Annotated in this window: 24 protein-coding genes and 2 pseudogenes; 20 read left to right on the top strand and 6 right to left on the bottom strand. The window is 64.4% G+C overall.

The genetic code is table 11. From position 1 onward, the window contains the following. Positions 1–12: 12 nt before the first annotated feature. The 8 genes and pseudogenes from SA190iCDA_RS23595 to SA190iCDA_RS21980 all read left to right on the top strand — a co-directional run. Positions 13–1086 (top strand): annotated as a pseudogene (locus SA190iCDA_RS23595) (Cache 3/Cache 2 fusion domain-containing protein); the annotation flags it as partial. Positions 1087–1128: 42 nt separating this feature from the next. Continuing rightward, a complete protein-coding gene (locus tag SA190iCDA_RS23590) occupies positions 1129–1989 on the top strand; it encodes a methyl-accepting chemotaxis protein (RefSeq protein ID WP_419203964.1) in 861 nt (286 codons plus the stop codon). Between the two features lie 498 nt (positions 1990–2487). Next, on the top strand, positions 2488–3651 hold the full coding sequence (locus tag SA190iCDA_RS22005) for a type III PLP-dependent enzyme (RefSeq protein WP_070887182.1): 1164 nt from the start codon (positions 2488–2490) through the stop codon (positions 3649–3651). Between the two features lie 136 nt (positions 3652–3787). Next, positions 3788–6255, top strand: a pseudogene (locus SA190iCDA_RS22000) (Lon protease family protein). Positions 6256–6436: 181 nt separating this feature from the next. Continuing rightward, positions 6437–6778, top strand: coding sequence for a hypothetical protein (locus SA190iCDA_RS21995; RefSeq protein WP_070887184.1), 342 nt, complete (start codon positions 6437–6439; stop codon positions 6776–6778). Between the two features lie 190 nt (positions 6779–6968). Beyond that, a complete protein-coding gene (locus SA190iCDA_RS21990) occupies positions 6969–7457 on the top strand; it encodes a TIGR00645 family protein (protein WP_070887185.1) in 489 nt (162 codons plus the stop codon). Between the two features lie 108 nt (positions 7458–7565). Then, complete coding sequence (locus tag SA190iCDA_RS21985; RefSeq protein ID WP_070887186.1) at positions 7566–7871, top strand: DUF6482 family protein; 306 nt, start codon at positions 7566–7568, stop codon at positions 7869–7871. A gap of 65 nt (positions 7872–7936) precedes the next feature. Beyond that, positions 7937–8554 carry an FKBP-type peptidyl-prolyl cis-trans isomerase gene (locus tag SA190iCDA_RS21980; RefSeq protein ID WP_070887187.1) on the top strand — a complete coding sequence of 206 codons (618 nt, stop codon included), beginning with the start codon at positions 7937–7939 and terminating at the stop codon, positions 8552–8554. 277 nt (positions 8555–8831) lie between these two features. Here the strand turns inward: SA190iCDA_RS21980 and SA190iCDA_RS21975 are convergent, their stop codons facing one another. Further along, complete coding sequence (locus SA190iCDA_RS21975; RefSeq protein WP_070887188.1) at positions 8832–9059, bottom strand: hypothetical protein; 228 nt, start codon at positions 9057–9059, stop codon at positions 8832–8834. Positions 9060–9396: 337 nt separating this feature from the next. Continuing rightward, positions 9397–10365, bottom strand: a complete 969-nt coding sequence (locus tag SA190iCDA_RS21970; protein WP_070887311.1) for a polyprenyl synthetase family protein — start codon at positions 10363–10365, stop codon at positions 9397–9399. A gap of 273 nt (positions 10366–10638) precedes the next feature. On the opposite strand from SA190iCDA_RS21970, the gene rplU reads away from it, so the two are divergent. From rplU to SA190iCDA_RS21945, 5 genes are all read left to right on the top strand, one after another. Then, complete coding sequence (gene rplU, locus SA190iCDA_RS21965; protein WP_013789840.1) at positions 10639–10950, top strand: 50S ribosomal protein L21; 312 nt, start codon at positions 10639–10641, stop codon at positions 10948–10950. A 38-nt stretch (positions 10951–10988) separates the two neighbouring features. Next, positions 10989–11246: a 50S ribosomal protein L27 gene (gene rpmA / locus SA190iCDA_RS21960; RefSeq protein ID WP_013789841.1), complete on the top strand. Its 258-nt coding sequence runs from the start codon at positions 10989–10991 to the stop codon at positions 11244–11246. Positions 11247–11469: 223 nt separating this feature from the next. Then, positions 11470–12693, top strand: coding sequence for an Obg family GTPase CgtA (gene cgtA, locus SA190iCDA_RS21955; RefSeq protein WP_070887189.1), 1224 nt, complete (start codon positions 11470–11472; stop codon positions 12691–12693). A 100-nt stretch (positions 12694–12793) separates the two neighbouring features. Next, a complete protein-coding gene (proB, locus tag SA190iCDA_RS21950) occupies positions 12794–13912 on the top strand; it encodes a glutamate 5-kinase (protein WP_070887312.1) in 1119 nt (372 codons plus the stop codon). Between the two features lie 90 nt (positions 13913–14002). Further along, on the top strand, positions 14003–14461 hold the full coding sequence (locus tag SA190iCDA_RS21945) for a CreA family protein (RefSeq protein WP_070887190.1): 459 nt from the start codon (positions 14003–14005) through the stop codon (positions 14459–14461). 99 nt (positions 14462–14560) lie between these two features. Here SA190iCDA_RS21945 and rpsT read toward each other — a convergent pair whose 3' ends face one another. After that, the gene (rpsT, locus tag SA190iCDA_RS21940) at positions 14561–14836 is read right to left on the bottom strand and encodes a 30S ribosomal protein S20 (RefSeq protein WP_042556309.1); all 276 of its coding nucleotides are present in this window, start codon (positions 14834–14836) and stop codon (positions 14561–14563) included. A 258-nt stretch (positions 14837–15094) separates the two neighbouring features. Between rpsT and murJ the strand changes: the two genes are divergently transcribed. The 7 genes from murJ (at position 15095) to SA190iCDA_RS21905 (ending at position 23482) form a co-directional block, all read left to right on the top strand. Then, positions 15095–16639, top strand: coding sequence for a murein biosynthesis integral membrane protein MurJ (gene murJ / locus SA190iCDA_RS21935; protein WP_070887191.1), 1545 nt, complete (start codon positions 15095–15097; stop codon positions 16637–16639). Positions 16640–16746: 107 nt separating this feature from the next. Further along, on the top strand, positions 16747–17697 hold the full coding sequence (ribF, locus tag SA190iCDA_RS21930) for a bifunctional riboflavin kinase/FAD synthetase (protein ID WP_070887192.1): 951 nt from the start codon (positions 16747–16749) through the stop codon (positions 17695–17697). After that, positions 17694–20528 (top strand): isoleucine--tRNA ligase, encoded by a 2835-nt coding sequence (ileS, locus tag SA190iCDA_RS21925; protein ID WP_070887193.1) that lies wholly within the window; start codon positions 17694–17696, stop codon positions 20526–20528. Before ribF ends, ileS begins: the two co-directional genes overlap by 4 nt. A 30-nt stretch (positions 20529–20558) precedes the next feature. Then, positions 20559–21065 (top strand): signal peptidase II, encoded by a 507-nt coding sequence (gene lspA, locus SA190iCDA_RS21920; RefSeq protein WP_070887194.1) that lies wholly within the window; start codon positions 20559–20561, stop codon positions 21063–21065. Further along, on the top strand, positions 21058–21495 hold the full coding sequence (fkpB, locus tag SA190iCDA_RS21915; protein ID WP_070887195.1) for an FKBP-type peptidyl-prolyl cis-trans isomerase: 438 nt from the start codon (positions 21058–21060) through the stop codon (positions 21493–21495). Before lspA ends, fkpB begins: the two co-directional genes overlap by 8 nt. A gap of 111 nt (positions 21496–21606) precedes the next feature. After that, a complete protein-coding gene (gene ispH, locus SA190iCDA_RS21910; RefSeq protein WP_070887196.1) occupies positions 21607–22551 on the top strand; it encodes a 4-hydroxy-3-methylbut-2-enyl diphosphate reductase in 945 nt (314 codons plus the stop codon). A 190-nt stretch (positions 22552–22741) separates the two neighbouring features. Continuing rightward, the gene (locus SA190iCDA_RS21905; protein ID WP_070887197.1) at positions 22742–23482 is read left to right on the top strand and encodes a dienelactone hydrolase family protein; all 741 of its coding nucleotides are present in this window, start codon (positions 22742–22744) and stop codon (positions 23480–23482) included. Between the two features lie 21 nt (positions 23483–23503). Here SA190iCDA_RS21905 and SA190iCDA_RS21900 read toward each other — a convergent pair whose 3' ends face one another. From SA190iCDA_RS21900 to SA190iCDA_RS21890, 3 genes are read right to left on the bottom strand one after another with little or no spacing between them, the layout of a single operon-like run. Next, complete coding sequence (locus tag SA190iCDA_RS21900; RefSeq protein WP_070887198.1) at positions 23504–24304, bottom strand: sulfite exporter TauE/SafE family protein; 801 nt, start codon at positions 24302–24304, stop codon at positions 23504–23506. Between the two features lie 28 nt (positions 24305–24332). Continuing rightward, positions 24333–26003 (bottom strand): bifunctional protein tyrosine phosphatase family protein/NAD(P)/FAD-dependent oxidoreductase, encoded by a 1671-nt coding sequence (locus tag SA190iCDA_RS21895; RefSeq protein ID WP_070887199.1) that lies wholly within the window; start codon positions 26001–26003, stop codon positions 24333–24335. A gap of 46 nt (positions 26004–26049) precedes the next feature. Beyond that, on the bottom strand, positions 26050–26928 hold the full coding sequence (locus tag SA190iCDA_RS21890; RefSeq protein WP_070887200.1) for an MBL fold metallo-hydrolase: 879 nt from the start codon (positions 26926–26928) through the stop codon (positions 26050–26052). Position 26929: the final 1 nt, after the last annotated feature.

Raw genomic sequence — 26929 nt, 5'->3', positions numbered from 1 at the left:
TGGAGATACCTCATGACCCCCCCTCGTTCCCGTATCGCCTGGCAGCTGGCGACGGCTCTCGCCGCCATGCTGGTGCTGCTGATCAGTGTCAGCACCGTATTCGCCCTGCGCTCGCTGAGCAGCGCCAACCTGGTCACCCGTGAAGAGCACCTGGGCAGCGAAGCACGCCTGCTGGCAGACCAGCTGAGCACCTTCCACGAAAGCCTGCGCGAAAGCACCCAGCGCCTCGCCGGCCTGTTCGAGCGCCGCTTCAACAGCGGCCTGCGGGTCAGCCCGGACGAGCGCGTCGCCGTGGGTTCCCTGCAGGCGCCGGCGCTGTACCTGGGCGATACACGGCTGAACAACGATTTCAGCGAAGTCGATGAATTCCATCGCCTGACCGCCGGCGTGGCGACCATATTCGTCCGTGATGGCGAAGACTTCGTGCGCGTGACCACCTCGCTGACCAAGCAGGACGGCGGCCGCGCCATCGGTACCGTGCTCGACCGTAACCACCCCGCCTATGCGCGGCTGCTGGCCGGCGACAGCTACGTAGGCCGCGCGCTGCTGTTCGAGCGCTTCTACATGACCCAGTACACCCCGGTACGTGACAGCGCCGGGCGGGTCATCGCCGTGCTGTTCGTCGGCTTCGACTACACCGATGCGCAGAACGCCCAGTTCGCCAACCTGGAGCGCTTCCGCATCGGCAGCACCGGCTCCCTGGCGCTGCTCGACGACCAGAACAAGTGGCTGGTGGCGCCCTATGGGGCGCAACGTCCCGAGCAGTTGACGGGCAACATGAGCAATGTACTGGGTAACCCGGGCAAGGGCGGTTTCTGGAACGATGGCAGCGAGGATTTCTACAGCGTCGCCGTGCCCTTTGCCGGTGGCCCGTGGACGGTGGTGGCGAGCATGCCGGAAGCGGAGATCCAGGCCGTGACCTGGCGGGTCGGCAGCCAACTGGCCATCGGCAGCCTGGTTACCCTGGTGCTGGCTGTGCTGGCGGTGATCTGGCTGCTGCGGCGCAAGCTGCGCCCCCTTGGCGACTTGGTGCGCCAGGCCCAGGCCCTGGGCGCCGGCGACCTGAGTGTGCGCCTGCAGATCACGAGCCACGACGAAATCGGCGAGCTGTCGCGCAGCTTCAACCAGATGAGCGAAGCGCTGTCGACCATGGTCGCGCGCATCCGCAGCGCGGCGGGCAATGTCAGCCAGCGCGCCGAGGCGCTGTCCGGCCTGTCGCGCGGCGCCTATGAAGGCATCGAGCAGCAGTCTGGGGAGATCAGCAGCATGGCCGGCGCGGTGGAAGAGTTCAGCGCCACCTCGCTGAACATCGCCGACAACATGCGCAGCACCGAGCGCATGGCCAGCGAGAACGCCAGCCAGACGCGTATCGGCCGCACCTCGATGGAAGAGGCGTCCAACGCGCTGGAGCAGATATCCCAGTCGGTGAACAGCGCGGCGAAGGTCATCGACAGCCTGGGCCAGCGTTCCCAGGAGATCGGCGGCATTCTCAGCGTCATCACCTCGATCGCCGACCAGACCAACCTGCTGGCGCTCAATGCCGCCATCGAAGCGGCGCGCGCTGGTGAACAGGGCCGCGGCTTTGCCGTGGTCGCCGACGAGGTGCGCAGCCTGGCCGGTCGCACCCGCGAGGCGACCACCGAGATCTCCAGCATGATCGGCAGCATCCAGGGCGAAACCAGCAGCGCCATCAGCACCATGGAGCAGGGCCGTCAGCTGATGCAGAACGGCCTGACGCTCAACGCCAAGGTCGCCGCGGCGCTGACCCATATCGCCGAGCAGACCAGTGCCGCCGGCGAGCAGTTCGCCGCCATCACCACCGCCACCAGCGAGCAGAGCAGCACCGCTACGGTGCTGAGCAGCAACCTGCAGAGCATCGCCCTGGCCAACGGCGAGCAGCGCGAAGTGATCGCCAACCTGGCGCACACTTCCAAGGAGTTGGAAACCCTGGCCACCGACCTGCACCGCGAAGTCGAGCGCTTCCGCTAAGCGCGTCCTCTACGACTGGCGCCGCCTATCGGCGCCAGTCGCCTTCCAAACCCCGATCAGGGGCTCGTCCAGGCTTGAAGTCATCATCGTGAAAAGGCGCCGTGCCAGGCTGTTCGCCTGGTGCGGCGGCCGCCTTGCAAGCCGCGGCTGTGCAGCATTTCGCCGCGCTTCGTGTGGAATCCGAAACGCCCTGGAAATCAGTTTCCGTCAGGGGCAATTTTTGATTGATCTGAGCGAGTCATGGTCTTAAAGTCCGCGCCCGAACGTCCATGCTGGCAACGATCCATTCGGCTCAAGTACTGACGACGAGAGGTTGTTCGGCCCGTTTCAGGCCAGCAATTCTCGGCGACATGCCTTGGGAAGTAGGCGAACCAAAGTGGGGAAACTGATCAGACGTTCCTGGCCTGGTGACAGGCCGCCCCCGACACCCGGTTGAACCTGTGTCCGGTTCAACTGCCCGAATCCTAGTGTTCATGGTTTAGCCATTTGGAGACCCGCATGTCGATCAAGGTCGAAGACTACTACCCACGCGAAACCTTCAACAAAATGAAGGCCTTCGCCGACCAGCAGGAAACCCCGTTCGTGGTGATCGACACCGCGATCATCAGCCAGGCGTACGACGACCTGCGCGCCGGTTTCGAATTCGCCAAGGTGTACTACGCCGTCAAGGCCAACCCGGCGATCGAGATCATCGAGCTGCTGCGTGACAAGGGCTCGAACTTCGACATCGCCTCGATCTACGAGCTCGACAAGGTGCTGTCCGCCGGTGTCCGCCCGGAGCGCATCAGCTACGGCAACACCATCAAGAAGGCCCGCGACGTTCGCTACTTCTATGAGAAGGGCGTGCGCCTGTTCGCCACCGACTCCGAAGCCGACCTGCGCAACATCGCCAAGGCGGCGCCGGGCTCGAAGATCTACGTGCGCATCCTCACCGAGGGGTCGACCTCGGCCGACTGGCCGCTCTCCCGCAAGTTCGGCTGCCAGCCGGACATGGCCCTGGATCTGTTGATCCTCGCCAAGCAGCTGGGCCTGGTGCCTTACGGCATTTCCTTCCACGTCGGCTCGCAGCAGCGCGACATCGACGTCTGGGACGCAGCCATCGCCAAGGTCAAGGTGATCTTCGAGCGCCTGAAAGAAGAAGACGGCATCGAGCTGCAGATGATCAACATGGGCGGCGGCTTCCCGGCCAACTACATCACCCGCACCAACAGCCTGGAAACCTACGCCGAGGAAATCATCCGCTTCCTCAAGGAAGACTTCGGCGACGAACTGCCGGAAATCATCCTCGAGCCGGGCCGATCGCTGATCGCCAACGCCGGCGTGCTGGTCAGTGAAGTGGTGCTGGTGGCGCGCAAGTCGCGCACTGCCGTCGAGCGCTGGGTGTACACCGACGTGGGCAAGTTCAGCGGCCTGATCGAAACCATGGACGAGTCCATCAAGTTCCCGATCTGGACCGAGAAGAAGGGCGAGATGGAAGAGGTGGTGATCGCAGGTCCCACCTGCGACAGCGCCGACATCATGTACGAACACTACAAGTACGGCCTGCCCCTGAACCTGGCCAGCGGCGACCGCCTGTACTGGTTCTCCACCGGTGCCTACACCACCAGCTACAGCGCCGTGGAATTCAACGGCTTCCCGCCGCTGAAAGCCTTCTACCTGTAAGCCCTGCGGCACCGCCAGGCGCCCGCACCCGTTGCGGGCGTTTTGCTTTCTGCGCCAGTCGGCACGGGTGCCTTGCCAGGGGGAAGTGGGCAGCGCGAGAATGCAGGCAACTCTCCGCGGTATTTAAGGATCCCCGATGCCCGATCCCGTTGCAGCCGGCCTGCGCCTGGCGCCCGATGCACTCACCCGTCCCTTCTCGCCCACGCAGTTCGCCTTCAGCACCACCGATGACCTGGAACCCTTTCGTGGTGTGCTCGGCCAAGAGCGCGCCGTGCAGGCGCTGCAGTTCGGCGTGGCCATGCCGCGCCCCGGCTATAACGTGTTCGTCATGGGGGAGCCGGGCACCGGTCGCTTCTCGTTCGTCAAACGCTACCTGCAGGCCGAGGGCAAGCGCCTGGAGACGCCGCCAGACCGGGTCTACGTCAACCACTTCGACGAGCCCGCGAGCCCCGCGCGGTGGAGCTGGCGCCCGGCACGGCCAGCGAATTCATCGCCGACATCAACGCGCTGATCGACAACCTGCTGGCGACCTTCCCGGCGGTCTTCGAGCACCCGTCCTTCCAGCAGAAGAAGAGCGCCATCGACCGCGCCTTCAACAAGCGCTACGACCAGGCCCTGGACGTTATCGAACGTCTGTCCCTGGAGCGCGGCATCGCCCTGTATCGTGACAGCACCAATATCGCCTTCACGCCCATGCTCGACGGCAAGGCGCTGGACGAGGCCGAGTTCGCCCAGCTGCCGGAAGCCGACCGCGAGCGCTTCCACGCCGATATCGCCGCCCTGGAGGAGCGCCTCAACGAGGAACTGGCCAGCCTGCCGCAGTGGAAGCGCGAGTCGAGCAACCAGTTGCGTCAGCTCAACGAGGAAACCATCACCGTCGCCCTGCAGCCGCTGCTGGCGCCGCTCTCGGAAAAGTACGCCGAGAACGCCGGGGTGTGCGCCTACCTGCAGGCCATGCAGGTGGATCTGTTGAAAAGCGTGATCGATCTGCTGATCGAGGTGGAAAAGCCCGATGCCCAGACCCGCAAGCTGCTCGAGGAGCTGTATTGCCCGAGCCTGATCGTCGGCCACCACGTCGATGGCGGCGCGCCGGTGGTGTTCGAGCCCCACCCGACCTACGACAATCTGTTCGGCCGCATCGAGTACAACACCGACCAGGGCGCGCTCTACACCAGCTATCGCCAGTTGCGTCCCGGTGCGCTGCACCGCGCCAACGGTGGCTTCCTGATCCTCGAGGCGGAGAAGTTTCTCAGCGAGCCGTTCGTGTGGGAGGCGCTCAAGCGCGCCCTGCAGTCGCGCAAGCTGAAGATGGAGTCGCCGCTGGCCGACCTGGGTCGCATCGCCACCGTGACCCTCAATCCGGAAACCGTGCCGCTGCAGCTCAAGGTGGTGATCATCGGCTCGCGTCAGCTGTACTACGCGCTGCAGGACGCCGATCCGGACTTCCAGGAGATGTTCCGCGTGTTGGTCGATTTCGACGAGGACATCCCCCTGGCCGACGACAGCCTGGAGCAGTTCGCCCAACTGATGAAGACCCGCACCACCGAGGAAGGCATGGCGCCGCTGACTGCCGCCGCGGTGGCGCGCCTGGCCACCTACAGCGCGCGCCTGGCCGAACACCAGGGGCGCCTGTCGGCACGCATCGGCGATCTGTTCCAACTGGTCAGCGAGGCGGACTTCATCCGCAACCTGGCCGGTGAAGCGGTCACCGACGCCGACCATATCGAGCGCGCGCTCAAGGCCAAGGCCACCCGCACCGGGCGGGTCTCGGCGCGGATCATCGACGACATGCTGGCCGGCATCATCCTCATCGACACCGCCGGGGCGGCCATCGGTAAATGCAACGGCCTGACCGTGCTGGAAGTGGGCGACTCGGCCTTTGGCGTGCCGGCGCGGATTTCCGCCACCGTCTACCCGGGTGGCTCGGGCATCGTCGACATCGAGCGCGAGGTCAACCTCGGCCAGCCGATCCACTCCAAGGGCGTGATGATCCTTACCGGTTTTCTCGGCAGCCGCTACGCCCAGGAATTCCCCCTGGAGATCTCGGCGAGCATCGCCCTGGAGCAGTCCTACGGCTACGTGGATGGCGACAGCGCCTCCCTCGGCGAGGTGTGCACGCTGATCTCGGCGCTGTCACGCACACCGCTCAAGCAGTGTTTCGCCATCACCGGGTCGATCAACCAGTTCGGCGAGGTGCAGGCGGTCGGCGGGGTCAACGAGAAGATCGAGGGCTTCTTCCGCCTCTGCGAGGCCCGCGGGCTGACCGGTGAACAGGGGGCGATCATCCCGCATTCCAACGTCTCCACCCTGATGCTCGACGAGCGTGTGCTGCAGGCCGTGCGCGCCGGGCAGTTCCATATCTACGCCGTGCGCCACGTGGACGAGGCGCTGAGCCTGCTGGTCGGTGAGGACGCCGGCACGCCGAACGAAAAGGGCCATTTTCCCACCGGCAGCGTGAACGCACGGGTGGTCGAGCGCCTGCGCGAGATCGCCGAAATCGGCATGGGCGAGGAAGACAAGCCCGAACAGGCCAAGGAAGCGCTTACCGCGGCGCTGCCGGAAAAGCCCAAGAAGCCACGGGCCAAGAAGCCGACGCCGGAGTAGGGCGCCAGGGCGGGTTGGTCATTCACTGGTCGGCTCGCCCGCCGCCGTTGGGCCGGCAGCATGCAGGTGCTTGCGCACCTGTCATGCACAAGGTTATCCACAGCTTTTGTGTATAAACCTGCCTTTGCCGGCAGGCCCTACGGGTGTAGGCTGCAGGTCTGTCTCTGCGAGGATCGCCGCCATGTCGCGTAGCCTCTGCCTGACCCGTGATTGTCTTGGCGTGACCACCCGCATCGAATGCACGGTGCTGCCCCTGGCGGGGGAGCAAGGCTTGTGGACGCTGATCTGCGTTGCTGGTCTGTCCGCCCGGCAACCCTCCGCCGTCAAGGCACAAGGCCCATTCCCCGGGCCTCTGGTCGTCGAGCAACTGCTCGAGGACATTGCCGAAAGCCTGGCTGGCCAGGGCTACTGCAGCTGCCACGAAGCGCCGATCTGGCGCCTGCATGCCCAGGCCCAATTGCGCCGTTTGAACGGAGCACGCCGCGCTTCGCGGAGCATATCCCTGTCATTGCCCGATAGCTGAGCGATCGGCGTCGCCGCGTTCGTGGCGCGACCCGATGGTCAGGCTGCGACGCCAGGCCGCAGATCTTATCCACAAGCGCCCAGGCGCCGCCGCTGGCCGGCTTCCCTGCAGTGCCCGGCGAACCGGCTTGGCTTGCCTGTGGTCGGACGCTGGGTATACTCGCTCGCCTGTCCATTACCTGTGAGAGTCCATGGAACGCTTTATCGAAAACGCGATGTACGCATCGCGCTGGTTGCTGGCCCCCATCTATTTCGGTCTTTCGCTGGGCCTGCTGGCGCTGGCCCTGAAGTTCTTCCAGGAAATCTTCCATGTCCTGCCCAACGTCTTCGCCATGGCCGAGGCGGAGCTGATCCTGGTCCTGCTGTCGCTGGTCGACATGGCGCTGGTCGGTGGCCTGCTAGTGATGGTGATGATGTCCGGCTACGAGAACTTCGTCTCCCAGCTGGATATCGACGACAACAAGGAAAAGCTCGCCTGGCTCGGCAAGATGGATTCCAGCTCGCTGAAGATGAAGGTGGCGGCCTCCATCGTGGCGATTTCCTCGATCCACCTGCTGCGGGTGTTCATGGATGCCCGCAACCATGACCCCGACCACCTGATGTGGTACGTGATCATCCACATGACCTTCGTGGTCTCGGCCTTCGCCATGGGCTACCTGGACAAACTGACCAAGCACTGATCGTCGCTGTCCAAAGCAGACGCCCGGCCCGCCCATCACGCGCCGGGCGTTTTGTTATCCACAGTCCGACAATCGTATAGTGGCGCTTCTTGCCTGCGAGGACATGCCATGACCCTGCCTGAATTGCTGCAAGCGGCTCGCGCTGGCGCGGTGAGCGAACTCGAACTGATTTCCCTGGAAGGCGGCATCTACCTGCTGCAGATTCTCGGCACCGAGCAGCGCGCCTACCTGCGCGACGAGGCGGGCCGCAACCTGCACCTGCGCTCGGTGGAACACGCCCGCGACCTGCTCGAAGAGCTGCCGGACGTGCCGCTGTTTCTGGTGCATGCCTCGGCCTACGACGAGATGTGCGGCTTGCCGGGCGGTACCCGCGACGCCCTGCGCGTGCCGGTCGGCCTGCGCAGCCGCTGGTAAGCGCAGAGCCTGACTGGAACCGTGATAGGCTAGCCGGCCTTTTTTCCTGCTAGCGGAGCGGCGACATGTCCGAACTCGATCTTTCCACTGACGAAGCGCGCGTCAGCTACGGCATTGGCTGTCAACTGGGCGGCCAGCTGCGTGACAACCCGCCGCCGGGCGTGAGCCTCGATGCCGTCCTGGCCGGCCTGGCCGATGCCTTTGCCGGTCAGCAGAGCCGCGTTGGTGAAGCCGAGCTGTCGGCCAGCTTCAAGGTCATCCGCGATGTCATGCAGGCCGAAGCCAAGGCCAAGGCCGAAGCGGCCGCCGGTGCCGGCCTGGCCTTCCTGGCCGAGAACGCCAAGCGTGACGGCGTCACCGTACTGGCCTCTGGTCTGCAGTACGAAGTGCTGACCGCGGGCGAGGGCGCCAAGCCATCGCGCGACGACAGCGTGCGTACCCACTACCACGGCACCCTGATCGACGGCAGCGTGTTCGACAGCTCCTACGAGCGCGGCCAGCCGGCCGAATTCCCGGTCGGTGGCGTGATCGCCGGCTGGACCGAAGCCCTGCAACTGATGGGCACCGGCAGCAAATGGCGGCTGTACGTGCCGAGCGAGCTGGCCTACGGTGCCCAGGGCGTTGGCAGCATCCCGCCGCATAGCGTGCTGGTGTTTGATGTCGAGCTGCTCGACATCCTGTAAGCACCTGCAAAGGCTGCTGCGCATCGGCCCTGCGGCGATAAAGTAGGCGAGGAGCTCATGTACGACAGTACAGTCGGTCGCGACCCCGGCCGCTTCTTCGCCTATTTTTGCGGGGCCGCCTAGGTTGCGCGGGAAGTCTCGCCATGCGTCGTTGGAGGGTTTTAAAAAGGGAACACCATTCCCTGCGTCCTCCGCCTTGCCTGGCGAGATTCCGCGGTAACGCGGCTCGCGTTGAAACGGCAAACAGACCCTAGCTCGCGAGCCTTTTGGGTAAATGTCAGGGGCGCAAGGCCCGTGCATAGCAGTACAGGAACAGGCTACGCACCAGTTCCTTGAGGATCAGCGGCTCGCTCGAGCTCAGTTCGTGCAGATCCAGATCACCCTGTTTGCGCAGTTCATCCAGCGCCTCCTCTTCGAGCACGGCGCAGACTTCGCCTGTTTCGCGGTGCAGGATGCGCAGGTAGGGATGGGGGCGGTCCAGCCAGGCGTCTATTAGATAAGTCATGCTCGCATCTCCCTGAATGAATGGTAGATATGAGAATAATTCTTATTACGTTAATAGCAAGCCTTAATCACGCCTTTCGTCTATCTGCCGCTGCCTTGGCTGTTGAGCGGCAGGGCCTGTCTAAAGCTGAAATAGGTTTCAGCGTTTCAGGCTGTAGGGCGTACTCGCCGAAGGCAGTACGCCGTGGCAGGCTTGTGCAGGTGAGTCGCCTGCTGGCGGGGGACTTGTTCGCTTAGGCGACGAGCGGCCGGCGTCCCGATCCGCCCTACGCAACTGATAGTCCGGGCATAAAAAGCCCGTCACTGGGACGGGCTTCCGATGACGTTCTAGCTGGCGATCAGTGCGTACGGGCCACGGCGAAGTGGCTCAGCTCGACCAGGGCATCGCGGTAGGCGCTGGCGGGCAGCACTTCCAGGCAGGCGATGGCGCGTTCGGCGTAGTCGCGTGCCAGGTTGGCGGTGTAGTCCAGGGCGCCGGCGGCCTGCACGGCCTCGCGGATGCTTTCCAGATCTTCCAGGCCACCTTTCTGGATCGCCTGGCGCACCAGGGCGGCCTGTTCGGCGTTGCCTTCGCGCATGGTGTAGATCAGCGGCAGGGTCGGCTTGCCCTCGGCCAGGTCGTCGCCGACGTTCTTGCCCAGGGTCGCGGCATCGCCCTTGTAGTCGAGCAGGTCATCGACCAGTTGGAAGGCGACGCCCAGGTGGTCACCGAACAGGCGCAGCGCCTCGTTCTGCTCGGCGGTCGCCTCGGCCAGCGCGGCGGCGCTCTGGGTCGAGGCCTCGAACAGCATGGCGGTCTTGCCGCGGATGACCTCCATGTAGGTTTCTTCGCTGGTGCTGGCATCGCGGATCTTCGACAGCTGCAGCACCTCGCCCTCGGCGATCACCCGGGTGGCCTTGGAGAGGATCTTCATCACCGGCATCGAACCGAGCTCGACCAGCATTTCGAACGAGCGCGAATACAGGAAGTCACCGACCAGCACGCTGGGTGCGTTGCCCCACTGGGCATTGGCGGTGCTGCGGCCGCGGCGCATGTCGGACATGTCGACCACGTCGTCGTGCAGCAGGGTGGCGGTGTGCAGGAATTCGATGGTGGCGGCCAGCAGGCGCAGACGCTCGTCGTCCAGGCCCAGGGCCTTGCCGCTGAGCAGCACCAGCAGCGGGCGCAGGCGCTTGCCGCCGGCGGAGATGATGTAGTCGCCGATCTTCTCGACCAGCGGGACGCGGGACACCAGTTGCTGACGGATAATGCCGTCAACAGCGGTGAAATCATCCGCTACCACACTGTAAAAAGCCTGGGGTTGCATCGGCGACATAAGCTCCTTGGGCAGGCACTATCGACCGTAATAGGCCCTAGTTTGCGCGGCATGCTAGGGGGCAGGGTGGGGGCTGTCAAGGCGATGGCAGGCGGCGCTTGCGCAGTTCCAGTGGCTTGCGTACAATCGCGCACCCTGAACTTCCCCCTGGGTATTTCCCTGCCTTACGCAATTGCACGGGTGTCCATCCGGCCCCGAGCAGCCATGCCAGCCAACAGTTATTCCTATAAAGCGCTGGGTGAGCAGGATCAACGGAGATTTACCATGTACGCAGTAATTGTTACTGGTGGCAAGCAATACAAAGTCACCGAAGGCGAATTCCTCAAGGTCGAGAAACTGGAGCTGGCCGCTGGCGAAGCGCTGACTTTCGACCGCGTGTTGCTGGTTGGCAACGGTGATGACGTCACCATCGGCGCTCCTGTCGTCGAAGGCGCCAAGGTATCGGCTGAAGTCGTTTCGCAAGGTCGTCACGATAAGGTCACCATCATCAAGTTCCGTCGTCGTAAGCACCACATGAAGCGTCAGGGCCACCGTCAGTGGTTCACTGAGATCAAAATCACCGGTATTCAGGCCTGATTCGTTTCGTCTGAGCCCTTTATAGGAGTATTGAACTCATGGCACACAAAAAAGCTGGCGGTAGTACCCGCAACGGTCGCGACTCAGAAGCCAAACGCCTTGGCGTGAAGATGTATGGCGGCCAGAAAATCGTTCCTGGCAACATCATCGTGCGTCAGCGCGGCACCCAGTTCCACGCTGGCTACGGCGTTGGCATGGGCAAGGATCACACCCTGTTCGCGAAAATCGAAGGCGTGATCAAGTTCGAAGTCAAAGGTGCCTTCGGTCGCCGCTACGTAAGCGTCGTCGCGGCCTAATCGCGAAGTTGCTGGAAAAGCCCCGTCCTGCGACGGGGCTTTTTTGTTTCTGTATCCTGTTGCGCTCGGTTTGCTGCTTCGCCCTCTTCGGGCCGCCGCAGGCGCGCATCCTGTGGGTTCTTGCCAAACTGTCCTGGGTTGACGCGGGTGGTTTCAGGGCAATTTCGCAAGCACCCGGTGTTTCCTGTTTCAGTGACCCGCGATTATGGCGGGAGGTGTACCCATGAAATTCGTCGATGAAGTATCGATTTCTGTAAAGGCCGGCGATGGTGGCAACGGCATGATGAGCTTCCGTCGCGAGAAGTTCATCGAGAACGGTGGTCCCAATGGGGGCGATGGTGGCGACGGTGGTTCGATCTACATCGAGGCCATGGCCAACCTCAATACCCTGGTGGACTACCGCTACACCCGGCGCTTCCAGGCGCCCAATGGTGAAAAGGGCGGCAGCACCGACTGCACCGGCGCCAAGGGCGAAGACCTGATCCTGCCGGTGCCGATCGGCACCACGGTGATCGATGCCGGTACCCAGGAAGTGATTGGCGACCTGACCAAGGCCGGGCAGCGCCTGATGGTGGCTCAGGGTGGCTGGCATGGGCTGGGCAACACCCGCTTCAAGTCCAGCACCAACCGTGCCCCGCGCCAGACCACGCCCGGCAAGCCGGGTGAGGCGCGCGACCTCAAGCTGGAGTTGAAGGTGCTGGCGGACGTCGGCCTGCTCGGTCTGCCGAACGCGGGCAAGAGCACGTTCATTCGCTCGGTGTCGGCGGCCAAGCCGAAAGTCGCCGATTACCCGTTCACTACCCTGGTGCCGAACCTGGGTGTGGTCAGCGTCGACCGCTACAAGAGTTTCGTGGTCGCCGACATTCCCGGTTTGATCGAGGGTGCCTCCGAGGGTGCCGGGCTGGGCATTCGCTTCCTCAAGCACCTGGCGCGTACCCGTCTGCTGCTGCACCTCGTCGACATGGCGCCACTGGACTTGACCGACCCGGCCGAAGCCGCTGCCACCATCGTCGCCGAGCTGACCAAGTTCAGCCCGGCGCTGGCCGAGCGCGAGCGCTGGCTGGTGCTCAACAAGGCCGACCAGATCCTCGATGAGGAGAAGGAGCAGCGGGTCGCCGAGATCGTTGCGCGGCTCGACTGGGAAGGCCCTGTCTATGTGGTCTCCGCCCTGGCGCGCGAAGGCACCGAGCAGCTGTGCTACGACATCATGGACTTCCTCGAGGCGCGTGCCGAGCGCATTCAGGAGAACCCTGAATATGCCGCCGAGCTTGCCGAGCTCGATCAGCGCATCGAAGATGAAGCGCGTGCCCAGCTGCAGGCGCTGGACGACAAGCGCGCGCTGCGCCGTTCCGGGGTGCGGGCCGTGGGCGACGTCGAGGAAGACGACAGCTTCTGGGACGAGGAAGACGACGAGGATGGCCCGGAGATCATTTACGTCCGGGATTGATGGGACGACAGACGCCGCTTTTTAGCGGCGTTTTTGTAGGTTTGGCCGTTGCCGCAGGTAGCGGTTTGCGAAAATGTGCGTCTGGCTGGGGTTGGAAAACATGCGTGACAAGGTAAGTGGTGCGCAGCGCTGGGTGGTGAAGATCGGCAGTGCCTTGCTGACGGCCGATGGCAAGGGCCTGGATCGCGGCGCCATGGCGGTGTGGGTCGAGCAGATGGTGGCGTTGCGGGCGCAGGGCGTCGAGCTGGTGCTGGTGTCCTCCGGTGCGGTGGCGGCGGGGATGAGTCGCCTCGGCTGGACGGCGCGCCCGAGCGCCATCCACGAGCTGCAGGCCGCCGCCGCGATCGGCCAGATGGGCCTGGTGCAGGCCTGGGAGTCGAGCTTCGGCGAGCATGGTCGGCGCACCGCGCAGATCCTCCTGACCCATGACGACCTGTCCGACCGCAAGCGCTACCTCAACGCGCGCAGCACCCTGCGTACCCTGGTCGAGCTCGACGTGGTGCCGGTGATCAACGAGAACGACACCGTGGTCACCGACGGCATCCGTTTCGGCGACAACGACACCCTGGCCGCGCTGGTCGCCAACCTGGTGGAGGCGGACCTGCTGGTGATTCTCACCGACCGCGACGGCATGTTCGATGCCGATCCGCGCAGCAATCCCGATGCCCAGCTGATCCATGAGGCGCGCGCCGACGACCCGGCCCTGGATGCCGTGGCCGGTGGCGTGGGCGGCGCCCTGGGGCGCGGCGGCATGCAGACCAAGCTGCGCGCGGCGCGCCTGGCGGCCCGTTCCGGGGCGCACACGGTGATCGTCGGCGGTGCCATCGAGCAGGTATTGGCGCGGCTCAAGGCTGGCGAGCTGCTCGGCACCCTGCTGGTGCCCGAGCGCGGCATGCTGGCGGCGCGCAAGCAGTGGCTGGCCGGGCACCTGCAGACCCGCGGCACCCTGGTGCTCGACGACGGCGCGGTCAAGGCGCTGGTCTCCGACCGCAAGAGTCTGCTGCCGGTCGGCGTCAAGGCCGTGCAGGGCAGCTTCCGCCGTGGCGAGATGGTGATCTGCGTGGCGCCGGATGGCCGGGAAATCGCTCGCGGCCTGGTCAACTACAGTGCCCTGGAGGCGCAGAAGATCATCGGTCGCCCGTCGGACGAGATCGAGCGCCTGCTCGGTTATGTCGACGAGCCGGAGCTGGTGCATCGCGACAATCTGATTCTGGTTTAGGGGCTGCTGCAGGCTGCAGGCTGCAGGCTGCAGGCTGCAGGCTGCAGGCTGCAGGCGAAGAGCGGTTGGTATCCATCGAAGGAGGGGCGTATGAAGGCGGGGTGGCTGGGGTTGTTGTGTCTGTTGCCGCTGTGGGTGTCTGCCGAGGAAATCGGGCAGGTGTCTACCGTATTCAAGTGGCTGGGGCCGAACGACAAGATCGTGGTCGAAGCTTTCGACGATCCGAAGGTGGCGGGCGTGACCTGCTACCTGTCGCGGGCCAAGACCGGCGGTGTAAAGGGCGGCCTCGGCCTGGCCGAGGATCGCGCCGAAGCCTCGATCGCCTGCCGTCAGGTGGGGCCGATCAGCTTTGCCGGCGAACTCAAGGATGGCGAGGAGGTATTTCGCGAGCGTACCTCGCTGGTGTTCAAGACCATGCAGGTCGTGCGCTTCTTCGACCAGAAGCGTAACACCCTGGTTTATCTGGTCTACAGCGATCGCATCATCGAGGGTAGCCCGCAGAATGCGGTGACGGCCATCCCGATCCTGCCCTGGCCGAAGGGCAACTGAGTCGTCGGCGCTTGCGCGGAGGGCCTGGGGCGAAGGGTGGTACTTTTCTCAGGGCAATAAAAAACCGGCCCTGGGGCCGGTTTTCATGAAGCGGTACGCTTAGGCAGCAGCTTGGCTGAGTGCTTTGACGTGACCGTTCAGGCGGCTCTTGTGACGAGCGGCCTTGTTCTTGTGGATGATGCCCTTGTCGGCCATGCGGTCGATAACAGGCACAGCCAGAACGTAAGCAGCTTGTGCTTTCTCGTGGTCTTTGGCGTCGATAGCCTTGACTACGTTCTTGATGTAGGTACGAACCATGGAGCGCAGGCTGGCGTTATGGCTACGACGCTTCTCAGCCTGTTTTGCGCGTTTTTTGGCAGAAGGTGTATTGGCCACCGTCAAGCTCCTCGAAAACTAAGGGGTTACAGACAAATAAGGCCGCGAATCATGCAGGCGACCGAAGCACTTGTCAAGGTCGATACTGCGTCAGTCGTCGCAGGGCGAACAAGACCAGGGGTGCTTTATCGCGCCGGCGATTCTACACTCCCGCCCGCACCGGCGCCGTTGCACCTTCGTGGGCCGGCGCGGTCTGTTGCTGGCGCGTGACGCGCGCTGAGATCGATCCAGTAAACGCCGATTGAGCATCCCTGCCGAATGAATCTTCTCAAGTCGCTGGCCGCGGTCAGTTCCATCACCATGTTGTCGCGGGTCCTGGGTTTCGTGCGTGACACCATCATGGCCCGGATCTTCGGTGCGGGTATCGCGTCGGATGCCTTCGTGGTGGCCTTCAAGCTGCCCAACCTGCTGCGCCGGATCTTTGCCGAAGGAGCGTTTTCCCAGGCCTTCGTACCGATCCTGGCCGAGTACAAGACCCAGAAGGGCGAGGAGGCGACCCGCACCTTCGTCGCCTGCGTGGCTGGCCAACTTACCCTGATCCTTGCCCTGGTGACCCTGCTCGGCGTGCTGGCCGCGCCCTGGATCGTCTGGGTCTCGGCGCCGGGCTTCAGCGACAACCCCGAGCGCTTCGAGCTGACCAGCGATCTGCTGCGGGTGACCTTTCCTTACATTCTGCTGATTTCCCTGTCGTCCTTCGCCAGCGCGCTGCTCAATACCTGGAACCGCTTTGCGGTGCCGGCCTTCGTGCCGACCCTGCTGAACGTCAGCATGATCGTCTTCGCGCTGTTCCTGACCCCGTACTTCGACCCGCCGATCATGGCCATGGGCTGGGCGGTGCTGGTCGGCGGCCTGTTGCAACTGCTCTATCAGCTGCCGCACCTGCGCAAGATCGGCCTCCTGGTGCTGCCGCGTCTCAACCTGCGCGACAGCGGCGTATGGCGCGTGCTGCGGCAGATGGGGCCGGCGATCCTCGGCGTGTCGGTGGCGCAGATCTCGCTGATCATCAACACCATCTTCGCCTCCTTTCTGGTCGCCGGCTCGGTGTCGTGGATGTATTACGCCGACCGCCTGATGGAGTTGCCGTCGGGCGTGCTGGGCGTCGCCCTGGGCACCATCCTGCTGCCATCGCTGGCCAAGACCCATGCCGCCGAGGATCCGGCCGCCTATTCGAAGCTGCTCGACTGGGGGCTGCGCCTGTGCATCCTGCTGGCGCTGCCCTGTGCCCTGGCCCTGGCGTTGCTGGCCGAGCCGCTGGTGGTGTCGCTGTTCCAGTACGGCAACTTCACCGCCACCGACGCCGAGATGACCCAGCGCGCCTTGCTGGCCTACTCGCTGGGGCTGCTGGGCATGTTGCTGGTCAAGGTGCTGGCGCCGGCCTTCTATGCGCGTCAGGACATTCGCACACCGGTGCGCATCGCCATGTTCACCCTGCTGATGACCCAGGTGATGAACCTGCTGTTCATCTTCGTCATTCCCCTGGCCCATGCCGGCCTGGCGCTGGCCATCGGCCTGGCGGCCTGCCTGAACGCAGGCCTGCTGTTCTGGAAGCTGCGTGCCCGTGGCTTCTACCAGCCGCAACCGGGTTGGGGGATGTTCGCCGGCAAGCTGCTGGCCGCGCTGCTGGTGATGGTCGTGGTGCTGGTCGGCATGCTCTGGCTGATGCCGGACTGGAGCGAAGGCAACATGCTGGCCCGGCTGCTGCGCCTGGGCGCGCTGGTGGCCGCTGGCGCGCTGAGCTATTTCGCGGTGCTGGGCATCCTGGGTTTCCGGCTGCGCGACTTCTCCCGACGCTCGATTGTCTGATGGCCGGTACGGCACTGACCGGCAGTACCAAATGAGCGCGCCGTATCCGCTACCCGGCACCAGCCGCTGTGCGTATAATTGGCCACTTTGTGAGCAAGAAGCGCGTTATGCAGCTGGTTCGAGGCCTTCATAATCTGCGGCCCCAGCATCGGGGCTGTGTCGCCACCATCGGTAATTTCGACGGCGTTCACCGTGGCCACCAGGCGATTCTGGCGCGTTTGCGTGAGCGCGCGGCGGAGCTGGGCGTGCCGAGCTGCGTGGTGCTGTTCGAGCCGCAGCCCCGTGAGTACTTCGACCCTGCGGGCGCGCCGGCACGCCTGAGCCGCCTGCGTGACAAGCTTGCCCTGCTGGCTGCCGAAGGCGTCGACCGGGTGCTTTGTCTGACCTTCAACCCGCGCCTGCGGGAACTCAGCGCTGCCGAGTTCGTGCAGCGCGCGCTGGTCGACGGGCTTGGCGTGCTGCATCTGGAAGTGGGCGACGATTTCCGCTTCGGTTGCGACCGTGCCGGCGATTTCGCCTTTCTGGCCGAGGCCGCGCAGCGTGAAGGCTTCAGCGTCGAAGCCGCCAAGACCGTGGAGATCGACGGGCAGCGGGTCAGCAGCACGCGGGTGCGCGAGGCCCTGGCCAGCGGCGACTTCGCCGTTGCCGAGCGCATGCTGGGCCGGCCGTTTCGCATCGTCGGGCGGGTGCTGCATGGCCAGAAGCTGGGCCGCCAGCTCAATGCGCCGACCGCCAACGTGCAGCTCAAGCGCAAACGTGTACCGCTGACCGGGGTGTACCTGGTCAGCGTCGAGATAGACGGCCAGCCATGGCCGGGGGTCGCCAATATCGGCGTGCGCCCCAGCGTGGCGGGTGACGGCAGCGCCCACCTCGAGGTGCACCTGCTGGATTTTGCCGGTGACCTGTATGGCCGGCGTTTGACGGTGGCTTTCCACCACAAGCTGCGCGATGAGCAGCGTTTCGCCTCGCTCGAGGCATTGAAGACGGCCATTGCGGCCGACATTGCCGCTGCCCGCGACCACTGGCAGCGCCAACCGCTGATGAAGAGCCCGACATGACCAATTACAAAGCCACGCTGAACCTGCCCGACACTCCCTTCCCGATGAAGGCTGGCCTGCCGCAACGCGAGCCGCAGACCCTGCAGCGCTGGATTGATATTGGTCTGTACGAAAAGCTGCGCAAGGCTGGTGAAGGCCGCCCCAAATTCGTGCTGCACGACGGCCCGCCCTATGCCAACGGCAGCATCCACATTGGTCATGCGCTGAACAAGATCCTCAAGGACATCATCACCCGTTCCAAGACTATGGCCGGCTATGACGCGCCCTACGTGCCGGGTTGGGATTGCCACGGCCTGCCGATCGAGCACAAGGTCGAAACCACCTTTGGCAAGAACCAGCCGGCGGACCTGACCCGCGAGCGCTGCCGCACCTATGCGGCCGAGCAGGTCGAGGAGCAGAAGGCGGGCTTCATCCGTTTGGGTGTGCTGGGCGACTGGAACAACCCGTACCTGACCATGAACTTCGCCAACGAGGCCGGCGAGATCCGTGCCCTGGCGGAAATGGTCAAGAACGGCTTCGTGTTCAAGGGCCTCAAACCCGTCAACTTCTGCTTCGATTGCGGTTCGGCCCTGGCCGAGGCCGAGGTCGAGTACCAGGACAAGAAGTCCGAAGCCATCGACGTGGCCTTTCCGGTCGAAGATGCCGACAAGCTGGCCGCCGCCTTTGGTCTGGCCAGCCTGAGCAAGCCGACCGCCATCGTCATCTGGACCACCACGCCCTGGACCATCCCGGCCAACCAGGCGCTGAACGTGCACCCGGAATTCACCTACGCGCTGGTAGATGTAGGCGACCGCCTGCTGCTGCTGGCCGAGGAAATGGTCGAGAGCTGCCTGCAGCGCTTCGGCCTGGAAGGCCAGGTGGTGGCCACCGCGGAAGGTTCGGCGCTGGAACTGATCAACTTCCGTCACCCGTTCTATGACCGCTTGTCGCCGCTGTACCTGGCCGACTACGTCGAGCTGGGCGCCGGTACCGGTATCGTCCACTCCGCGCCGGCCTACGGCGAGGACGACTTCCAGAGCTGCAAGCGCTACGGCATGAGCAACGACGAGATCCTCAACCCGGTGCAGAGCAACGGTGTGTACGTCGATTCGCTGCCGTTCTTCGGCGGCCAGTTCATCTGGAAGGCCACACCGGCGATCATCGCCAAACTCGAAGAAGTGGGTGCGCTGCTCAAGCACGCCACCATCAGCCACAGCTACATGCACTGCTGGCGCCACAAGACTCCGCTGATCTACCGTGCTACCGCGCAGTGGTTCGTTGGCATGGATACCAAGCCGAAGGAAGGCGGTACTCTGCGCGAGCGCTCCCTGGCGGCCATCGAAGACACCAGGTTCGTCCCGGCCTGGGGCCAGGCGCGCCTGCACAGCATGATCGCTGGTCGCCCGGACTGGTGCATCTCGCGTCAGCGTAACTGGGGCGTGCCGATCCCGTTCTTCACCCATAAGGAAAGCGGCGAGCTGCATCCGCGTACCGTCGAGCTGATGGAAGAGGTCGCCAAGCGCGTCGAGCAGCAAGGCATCGAAGCCTGGTTCAAGCTGGACGCCGCCGAGCTGCTCGGCGCCGAGGCCGATCAGTACGACAAGAGCCGCGACACCCTGGACGTGTGGTTCGACTCCGGCACCACCCACTGGCACGTGCTGCGCGGCTCCCATGCCGAGCTGGCGCACAGCAGCGGCCCGGTTGCCGACCTCTATCTGGAAGGCTCCGATCAGCACCGCGGCTGGTTCCACTCGTCCCTGCTGACCGGCTGCGCCATCGACGGCCACGCGCCGTACAAGGAACTGCTGACCCACGGTTTCACCGTCGACGAGCAGGGCCGCAAGCAGTCCAAGTCCCTCGGCAACGTGGTCGCGCCACAGAAGGTCATCGACAGCATGGGCGCCGACATCCTGCGCCTTTGGGTGGCTTCCACCGACTACTCCGGCGAGATGGCGGTATCCGACCAGATCCTGCAGCGCAGTGCCGATGCCTACCGGCGCATCCGCAACACCGCGCGTTTCATGCTGGCCAACCTCAATGGCTTCAACCCGGCCACCGACCTACTGCCGGTCGAACAGATGCTCGATCTGGACCGCTGGGCGGTCGACGCCACCGCGCGCCTGCAGGACGAGCTGACCGAAGCCTACGGCGAGTACCGCTTCTGGAACGTGTATTCCAAGGTGCACAACTTCTGCGTGCAGGAGCTGGGCGGCTTCTACCTGGACATCATCAAGGACCGCCAGTACACCACCGCGCCGGACAGCATTGCCCGTCGTTCCTGCCAGAGCGCGCTGTTCCACATCTGCGAGGCGCTGGTGCGCTGGATCGCGCCGATCCTGTCGTTCACCGCCGAGGAAATCTGGCAGTTCCTGCCGGGCGAGCGCGCCGAGTCGGTGATGCTGGCCACCTGGTACGAGAACCTGGCCCGCCTGCCGGAAGGCGCCGAGCTGGACAACGCCTATTGGCAGCGCGTGATGGCGGTCAAGGGCGCGGTCAACAAGGAGCTGGAGAACCTGCGTGCGAGCAAGGCCATCGGCGCCAGCCTGCAGGCGGAAGTCACCCTGTTCGGTGACGACGCCCTGCGTGATGACCTGGCCAAGCTCGGTAACGAACTGCGCTTCGCGCTGATCACCTCCGCCGCCGCCACCGCGCCGCTGAGCGATGCGCCAGCCGATGCCGTGGTCACCGAGGTCGAAGGCCTGAAGCTGAAGATCGTCAAATCCGCCCACGCCAAGTGTGGCCGTTGCTGGCACCTGCGCGCCGATGTCGGTACTCACGCCGATCATCCGGAGCTGTGCGGCCGTTGCATCAGCAACATCGAAGGTTCGGGCGAGGTACGCCACCATGCGTAGGGCTTTCGTCCACGGCCCGGAGATGCAGCCATGAGCGCACGTTTCGGCAAACTCGGCTGGGTGTGGCTCAGCGTCGTGGTGTTCGTGATCGATCAGGTCACCAAGTTCTGGTTCGACAACAACCTGCAGATGTACGAACGCATCACCGTCATTCCCCAGGTGCTGGACTGGACCCTGGCCTACAACACCGGCGCCGCCTTCAGCTTTCTGGCCGGCGCGTCCGGCTGGCAGCGCTGGCTGTTCACCCTGATCGCCGTGGTGGTCAGCGTGATTCTGGTGGTGTGGATGAAACGCCTCAAGGCCGACGAAACCTGGCTGGCCGTCGGCCTGGCCCTGGTGCTCGGCGGCGCCCTGGGCAACCTGGTGGACCGGGTGATCTTCGGCCACGTGGTCGATTTCATCCTGGTGCACTGGCAGAGCAACTGGTATTTCCCGGCCTTCAATATCGCCGACAGCGCCATTACCGTGGGCGCCGTCCTGCTGGCGCTGGACATGTTCAAGAGCAAGAAGCCCGAAGAAGAGGTGGCACGTGACTGATGTACGTATCGGCCCGGATCGGCAGGTGACCCTGCATTTCGCGCTGAAGCTGGATAACGGCGATGTGGTCGACAGCACCGAAGGCAAAGCTCCGGCCACCTTCAAGGTCGGCGACGGCAACCTGCTGCCGGGTTTCGAGGCGGCGCTGTACGGCTTCAAGGCTGGCGACAAGCGCAGCCTGACCGTCGAGCCCGAGCAGGGCTTCGGCCAGCACAACCCGCAGAACGTGCAGGTGATGCCGCGCTCGCAGTTCCAGGACATGGAGCTGTCGGAGGGGTTGCTGGTGATCTTCAACGACGCCGCCAATACCGAACTGCCGGGCGTGGTGAAAGAATTCGATGAGCAGCAGGTCACCATCGACTTCAACCACCCGCTGGCCGGCAAGACGCTGACCTTCGACGTCGAGATCATCGACGTTCAGGCAATCTGACTGGGCGTCAGTCGCAGGCGGACATTACTCGTGAACGCGCTGTCTACCCCATGAGCCCATTGCGGCTCGTGGGATAGACTCTCCACTCAAGCTTTCCGTGCCGAGCGTGCCATGCAAATCAAACTCGCCAATCCCCGCGGTTTCTGCGCCGGTGTCGACCGCGCCATCGAGATCGTCAACCGCGCCCTCGAGGTGTTCGGTCCTCCGATCTACGTGCGTCACGAAGTGGTGCACAACAAGTTCGTGGTCGAGGATCTGCGTTCGCGCGGGGCGATCTTCGTCGAAGAACTCGACCAGGTGCCCGATGACGTCATCGTCATCTTCAGCGCCCACGGCGTGTCCCAGGCGGTGCGCAACGAGGCCACCAATCGTGGCCTGAAGGTGTTCGACGCCACTTGCCCGCTGGTCACCAAGGTGCATCTGGAAGTGGTGCGCTACAGCCGCGATGGCCGCGAGTGCATCCTTATCGGCCATGAAGGCCACCCGGAAGTCGAAGGCACCATGGGCCAGTACGACGCCAGCAATGGCGGCGCCATCTACCTGGTCGAAGACGAAGAGGATGTTGCCAAGCTGCAGGTGCGCGATCCCGACAACCTGGCCTTCGTCACCCAGACTACCCTGTCGATGGACGACACCAGCAAGGTCATCGATGCCCTGCGCGCACGCTTTCCCAATATCGGCGGGCCGCGCAAGGACGATATCTGTTACGCCACCCAGAACCGCCAGGATGCGGTCAAGCAGCTGGCCGACGAGTGCGACGTGCTGCTGGTGGTCGGCAGCCCCAACAGCTCCAACTCCAACCGCCTGCGCGAGCTGGCCGAGCGCATGGGCACCCCGGCCTACCTGATCGACGGCGCCGAGGATCTGCAGCGCGAGTGGTTCGAGGGTGCCAAGGGCATCGGTATCACCGCCGGCGCTTCGGCCCCGGAAGTACTGGTGCGCGGGGTGATCGACAAGCTCGGCGAGTGGGGCGCGGGCAACGTTCAGGAACTCGATGGCCGCCCGGAGAACGTGACCTTCTCCATGCCCAAGGAGCTACGGCTCAAGGCGGTATGAGGCAACCGTTACACCAGAAGCCAGGGCATCCACCCTGGCTTTTTCATGGGCGCAGCAACGGTCTGCCGGCCCGCACAGCCTGAAATGCTTGGGCACTCGATTGCCGTTCTGTTGACTCAATACCTGAGTTTGCCCATTTATACCTGTCATCGCCTGGCGCTGGCGGGCAGCATCCAACCGGAGGATCACCATGGCTCACGAGCAAATCGTCATCACCACGCCGGACGGCCAGTGCCCGGCCCACCTGTTCACGCCGGCTGACGGGCAGGGCGGCCCAGCGGTCATCTTCTACATGGATGCCGGCGGCATTCGCCCCGCAGAGCTGGCCATGGCCGAGCGGCTGGCCAATGCCGGCTACGTGGTGCTGCTGCCGGACCTGTACTACCGCTACGGTGCCTACGGGCCCTTCGATCCCAAGGAAGTGTTCAAGGGGGATTTCCGCGCCATCCTCGGCCCGCTGATGGCCACCACCGGCAACGCCAAGGCAGCCGCGGATATCGATGCCTATATCGCCTACCTGGACGGGCGCAGCGACGTGCACGGCCAGCGCATCGGCGCGGTGGGCTTCTGCATGGGCGGCGGCATGGCGATCTCGGCAGCAGGAAAGCGGCCCGAACGCTTCGCGGCGGTGGCCAGTTTCCATGGCGGCAACCTGGCCATCGATGCAGATGACAGTCCGCATCGCGCTGCATCCGCGCTGCAGGCCGAGCTCTATATCGCCGCAGCGGAAAACGACGGCAGCTACCCGCCGGAAATGGCCGAGCGTTTCGAGAAGGCGTTGAGCGACGCCGGCGTGACTTACCGCTCGGAAACCTACCCGGCCAAGCACGGCTGGATGAAGCCGGACTTCCCGGTGTACGACGAGCAGGCGGCCGAGCATGGCTGGCGCCAGTTGCTCAGCTTTTTCGCGCGAACCCTGGCGCGCGGCTGAGGCACCGGCCGCAGGCTTTGCTTACAGCATGGCCCTTATCAACATGGCGATGGCAACCGCCGCAGATACCAGCGCAAAACCCCGTTGCAGGTTTGGCCCGGACAACCTGCCAGCGGCCGCCCGACCGATCAGCATCCCTGTCAGAGCGCCCGCGCAAAATGGCGTGGCGATCTGCCAGTTCAGGTGGCCAGTAGCCGAGCTGGTTACCACGCCGGCAGCGGAAATCAGCGCGATGACGGCGAGGGAAGTGGCCAGTACCGATTGCGCCGTCACGTTGGTGTAGCGTTGCAGGGCGGGTACCAGCACGAAGCCGCCACCTACGCCCAGCAAGCCGGATAATCCGCCGGCTACCAGGCCCGAGAGCGTGAGTGCCCAGGCGCAAAGCCCGGTCCAGTTCAGCTTGCCGCGGTTGACGTCCAGTTGGCAGGGCGCAGGCTTGGCCATAAAGGCTGTCCGGCCTGTTGATGAGGCCAGGGTACGGCGCCAGGTCAGCCAGGCGACATACATGAGCACCAGGGCAAATATTCCCATCAGCGGGCGGTTGGGCAGGCGCTGTGCGGCCCATAGGCCTATGGGCGAGCAGAGGATCCCGGCCGCGGCCACCAGCAGTGCGGCCTTGTAGCGAACGATGCCGCTCCTGAGGCCCATCAGCGCCCCGAGGCTGGCCGCCAGGCCAACCGCAAGCAAGCCGACCGGGCCGGCCTCGGCAACCTCAAGGCCCATCACGAAAACCAGCAAGGGCACCGCCAGTATGCCGCCGCCCGCACCGGTCAGGGCCAGGATCACACCGACCAGCAGGCCAAGCAGGATAATGGTGGTCATCGCCGCGCCCTCGCGGGCCGGGGGCGACTCATAGATCCGCCAGCTCCGGCTTGGCCAGCCACTCGCGGCCCTTGAGCATGCCTTTCCAGTACAGCGGCGGCAGAATCCGTTCCTTGAGCAGCCAGGCCAGGCGGGAAGGTCGGGTGCCGTCGATAAGCCAGGATGGGAAGCTGGGGGTCACCTTGCCGCCGTAGCTGAATTCGGCCAGCACGATCTTGCCGCGCTCGACCGTCAACGGGCAGGAACCATAGCCGTGATACAGCGCCGTGCCCTTGGCCTTGCCCAGTGCTGCCAGCACGTTGTGGGCAACCACCGGCGCCTGTTTGCGTGCGGCTGCCGCGGTTTTGGCGTTGCTGGTATTGGTGGCGTCGCCCAGTGCGTGAATGTTTTCCCAGGCCTTGTGACGCAACGTCGCGGGGTCGACATCGATCCAGCCGGCCGCATCGCACAGCGGGCTGACGCGCACAACGTCGGGAGCGACTTGCGGTGGCACCACGTGGAGCAGTTCAAACTCGCGGGTCACGCTGCAGCTGCTGCCGTCGGCCGCCACGCGCTTGAATGTGGCGGTGCGCGCCGCGCCATCGACCTGGGTAAGCGTGTGGCCGAAGCTCAGGTCGATCCGGTAAGCCTCGACATACTCCATAAGCGCCGGCACATAGTCGGCAACGCCGAACAACACCGCGCCGGCGCTGCCGAACTCGATGTCCATCTGCTGCAGAACACCGGCGCGTCGCCAGTGATCGGCCGACAGGTACATGGCCTTCTGAGGCGCTCCAGCACATTTGATCGGCATCGCGGGCTGGGTGAATATCGCCCGTCCTCTCCGCAGCTGCTGCACCAGCTCCCAGGTATAAGGTGCAAGGTGATACAGGTAGTTGGAGGTCACGCCGTTGCGGCCCAGGGTATCGGCCAGGCCCTCGATGGCCTGCCAATCGAGTTTGAGGCCGGGGCAGAGGATCAGCTGTCGGTAGCTGACCAGCCGGCAGCCATCGAGGATGACGGCATTTCGCTCCGGCTCGAAGGCGGCCACCGCTGATTTTATCCAGTGCACGCCACGGGGCATGGTCGCGCCCATGCTGTGGGCAGTCTGGGGTGCCTCGAAGATGCCGCCGCCGACCAGGGTCCAGCCGGGTTGGTAGTAGTGCACATCGGCGGGATCGATGATGGCGATATCCAGCCCAGGCTGGCGGGCCAGCAGGCTCGACGCCGTGGCGATGCCCGCCGCACCGCCGCCGACGATGACCACGGTATGACTGGCTTCCGCCACCTCGAGGGGCATTCGCCCCCCATTGGCGATCCTGCGGATTACCGATTTCATGTCGAAACCGGCTTTGCTGGCAGCATCCACGATCTGATGCAGCGGTTGCGTGCGTGCCTGCCAAAGCGCCCACAGGGTGGTCGAGCGCATGCCGGAACGGCAATAGGCCAGGATCGGCTTGGGCAGGGTTTCGAGCAGCCTGCCGAAAAGCTCGGCCTGCTCGTCGGTAACCTTGCCCGTTTCGGCAGGCAGGTAATGGGCCTCCATGCCGTGTTGCTGGGCGGCCCGCTGGATGTCGGCGAAAAACGCCTGGTCGCTGCTTTCGCCATCGGGCCGGTTACAGATAATGGCGCGGTAGCCGGCCTCCTTGAGGGCTGTCACGTCATCGGGGCGAAGCTGTTCGGATACGCCAAGGCCAGGCGCAAGGCTGCGGATGTCCATAGGGACCTCTGTATGAAGGCGTGCGCGGATAATTGTTATGGGCGCGTCAGATCAGGTTGAGCGGTATCTTCAGATAGCGCACACCGTTGGTTTCCGGCTTTGGCAGATGCCCGGCGCGCATGTTGACCTGCACCGAAGGCAGGATCAGGGTGGGCATGTCCAGCGTGGCGTCGCGGGCGGTGCGCATGGCCACGAATTGTTCTTCGCTGATGCCATCGCGTACGTGAATATTGAGTTTGCGCTGTTCGGCCACCGTGCTGAGGTACCGCACCTCTCGTCCGTCCGGCGGGTAGTCGTGGCAGACGTAGAGCAGGGTGTCGGCCGGCAGGCTCAGCACCCTGCCGATTGACCTGAACAGGGTGCGTGCGTCGCCACCCGGAAAATCGCAGCGTGCAGTGCCGTAGTCGGGCATGAACAAGGTGTCGCCCACGAACGCGGCGGTGTTCTGCCCATCACCTAGGACATAAGCCATGCAGGCGGGGGTGTGCCCGGGTGTGTGAAGCGCATGGCAGGCCAGGGAGCCGATGCTGAACGGCTCGTTGTCGGCGAACAGGTGATCGAACTGACTGCCGTCGCAGGGCATGTCGGCACCGGCGTTGTACAGGCTGCCGAACACGTCCTGGACCTTGGCAATATGACTGCCGATACCGATCTTGCCGCCCACCTGCGCCTGCAGGTAGGGCGCGGCGGTCAGGTGATCGGCGTGGACATGGGTTTCCAGGATCCACTCCACGCTCGCCTCGAGTTCGACCACCCGGGCAAGCAACCTGTCTGCGGAAACCGTGGTGGTACGGCCGGCCTTGGCCTCGTAATCGAGCACGCTGTCGATCAGGGCGCAGCGGTTGGTCTCGAGATCGAGGGCGATATAGCTGATGGTGCCGGTCGCACTGTCGTGGAACGCTTCGACGTGGAGTTTGTTGCGCATG

The sequence above is a fragment of the Pseudomonas argentinensis genome (assembly GCF_001839655.2).
GTDB classification, from domain to species: Bacteria; Pseudomonadota; Gammaproteobacteria; order Pseudomonadales; family Pseudomonadaceae; genus Aquipseudomonas; species Aquipseudomonas argentinensis_B.
Note: the sequence above shows the minus strand (reverse complement) of the source record. Positions and strands in the feature narration are given on the sequence as shown.

Bases quoted from the DNA above. Each gene is read 5' to 3' on its own strand.
- SA190iCDA_RS23590 (WP_419203964.1), top strand. From the start codon at position 1,129: ATGAGCGAAGCGCTGTCGACCATGGTCGCGCGCATCCGCAGCGCGGCG.
- SA190iCDA_RS22005 (WP_070887182.1), top strand. From the start codon at position 2,488: ATGTCGATCAAGGTCGAAGACTACTACCCACGCGAAACCTTCAACAAA.
- SA190iCDA_RS21995 (WP_070887184.1), top strand. From the start codon at position 6,437: ATGTCGCGTAGCCTCTGCCTGACCCGTGATTGTCTTGGCGTGACCACC.
- SA190iCDA_RS21990 (WP_070887185.1), top strand. From the start codon at position 6,969: ATGGAACGCTTTATCGAAAACGCGATGTACGCATCGCGCTGGTTGCTG.
- SA190iCDA_RS21985 (WP_070887186.1), top strand. From the start codon at position 7,566: ATGACCCTGCCTGAATTGCTGCAAGCGGCTCGCGCTGGCGCGGTGAGC.
- SA190iCDA_RS21980 (WP_070887187.1), top strand. From the start codon at position 7,937: ATGTCCGAACTCGATCTTTCCACTGACGAAGCGCGCGTCAGCTACGGC.
- SA190iCDA_RS21975 (WP_070887188.1), bottom strand. From the start codon at position 9,059: ATGACTTATCTAATAGACGCCTGGCTGGACCGCCCCCATCCCTACCTG.
- SA190iCDA_RS21970 (WP_070887311.1), bottom strand. From the start codon at position 10,365: ATGCAACCCCAGGCTTTTTACAGTGTGGTAGCGGATGATTTCACCGCT.
- rplU (WP_013789840.1), top strand. From the start codon at position 10,639: ATGTACGCAGTAATTGTTACTGGTGGCAAGCAATACAAAGTCACCGAA.
- rpmA (WP_013789841.1), top strand. From the start codon at position 10,989: ATGGCACACAAAAAAGCTGGCGGTAGTACCCGCAACGGTCGCGACTCA.
- cgtA (WP_070887189.1), top strand. From the start codon at position 11,470: ATGAAATTCGTCGATGAAGTATCGATTTCTGTAAAGGCCGGCGATGGT.
- proB (WP_070887312.1), top strand. From the start codon at position 12,794: ATGCGTGACAAGGTAAGTGGTGCGCAGCGCTGGGTGGTGAAGATCGGC.
- SA190iCDA_RS21945 (WP_070887190.1), top strand. From the start codon at position 14,003: ATGAAGGCGGGGTGGCTGGGGTTGTTGTGTCTGTTGCCGCTGTGGGTG.
- murJ (WP_070887191.1), top strand. From the start codon at position 15,095: ATGAATCTTCTCAAGTCGCTGGCCGCGGTCAGTTCCATCACCATGTTG.
- ribF (WP_070887192.1), top strand. From the start codon at position 16,747: ATGCAGCTGGTTCGAGGCCTTCATAATCTGCGGCCCCAGCATCGGGGC.
- ileS (WP_070887193.1), top strand. From the start codon at position 17,694: ATGACCAATTACAAAGCCACGCTGAACCTGCCCGACACTCCCTTCCCG.
- lspA (WP_070887194.1), top strand. From the start codon at position 20,559: ATGAGCGCACGTTTCGGCAAACTCGGCTGGGTGTGGCTCAGCGTCGTG.
- ispH (WP_070887196.1), top strand. From the start codon at position 21,607: ATGCAAATCAAACTCGCCAATCCCCGCGGTTTCTGCGCCGGTGTCGAC.
- SA190iCDA_RS21905 (WP_070887197.1), top strand. From the start codon at position 22,742: ATGGCTCACGAGCAAATCGTCATCACCACGCCGGACGGCCAGTGCCCG.
- SA190iCDA_RS21900 (WP_070887198.1), bottom strand. From the start codon at position 24,304: ATGACCACCATTATCCTGCTTGGCCTGCTGGTCGGTGTGATCCTGGCC.
- SA190iCDA_RS21895 (WP_070887199.1), bottom strand. From the start codon at position 26,003: ATGGACATCCGCAGCCTTGCGCCTGGCCTTGGCGTATCCGAACAGCTT.
- SA190iCDA_RS21890 (WP_070887200.1), bottom strand. From the start codon at position 26,928: ATGCGCAACAAACTCCACGTCGAAGCGTTCCACGACAGTGCGACCGGC.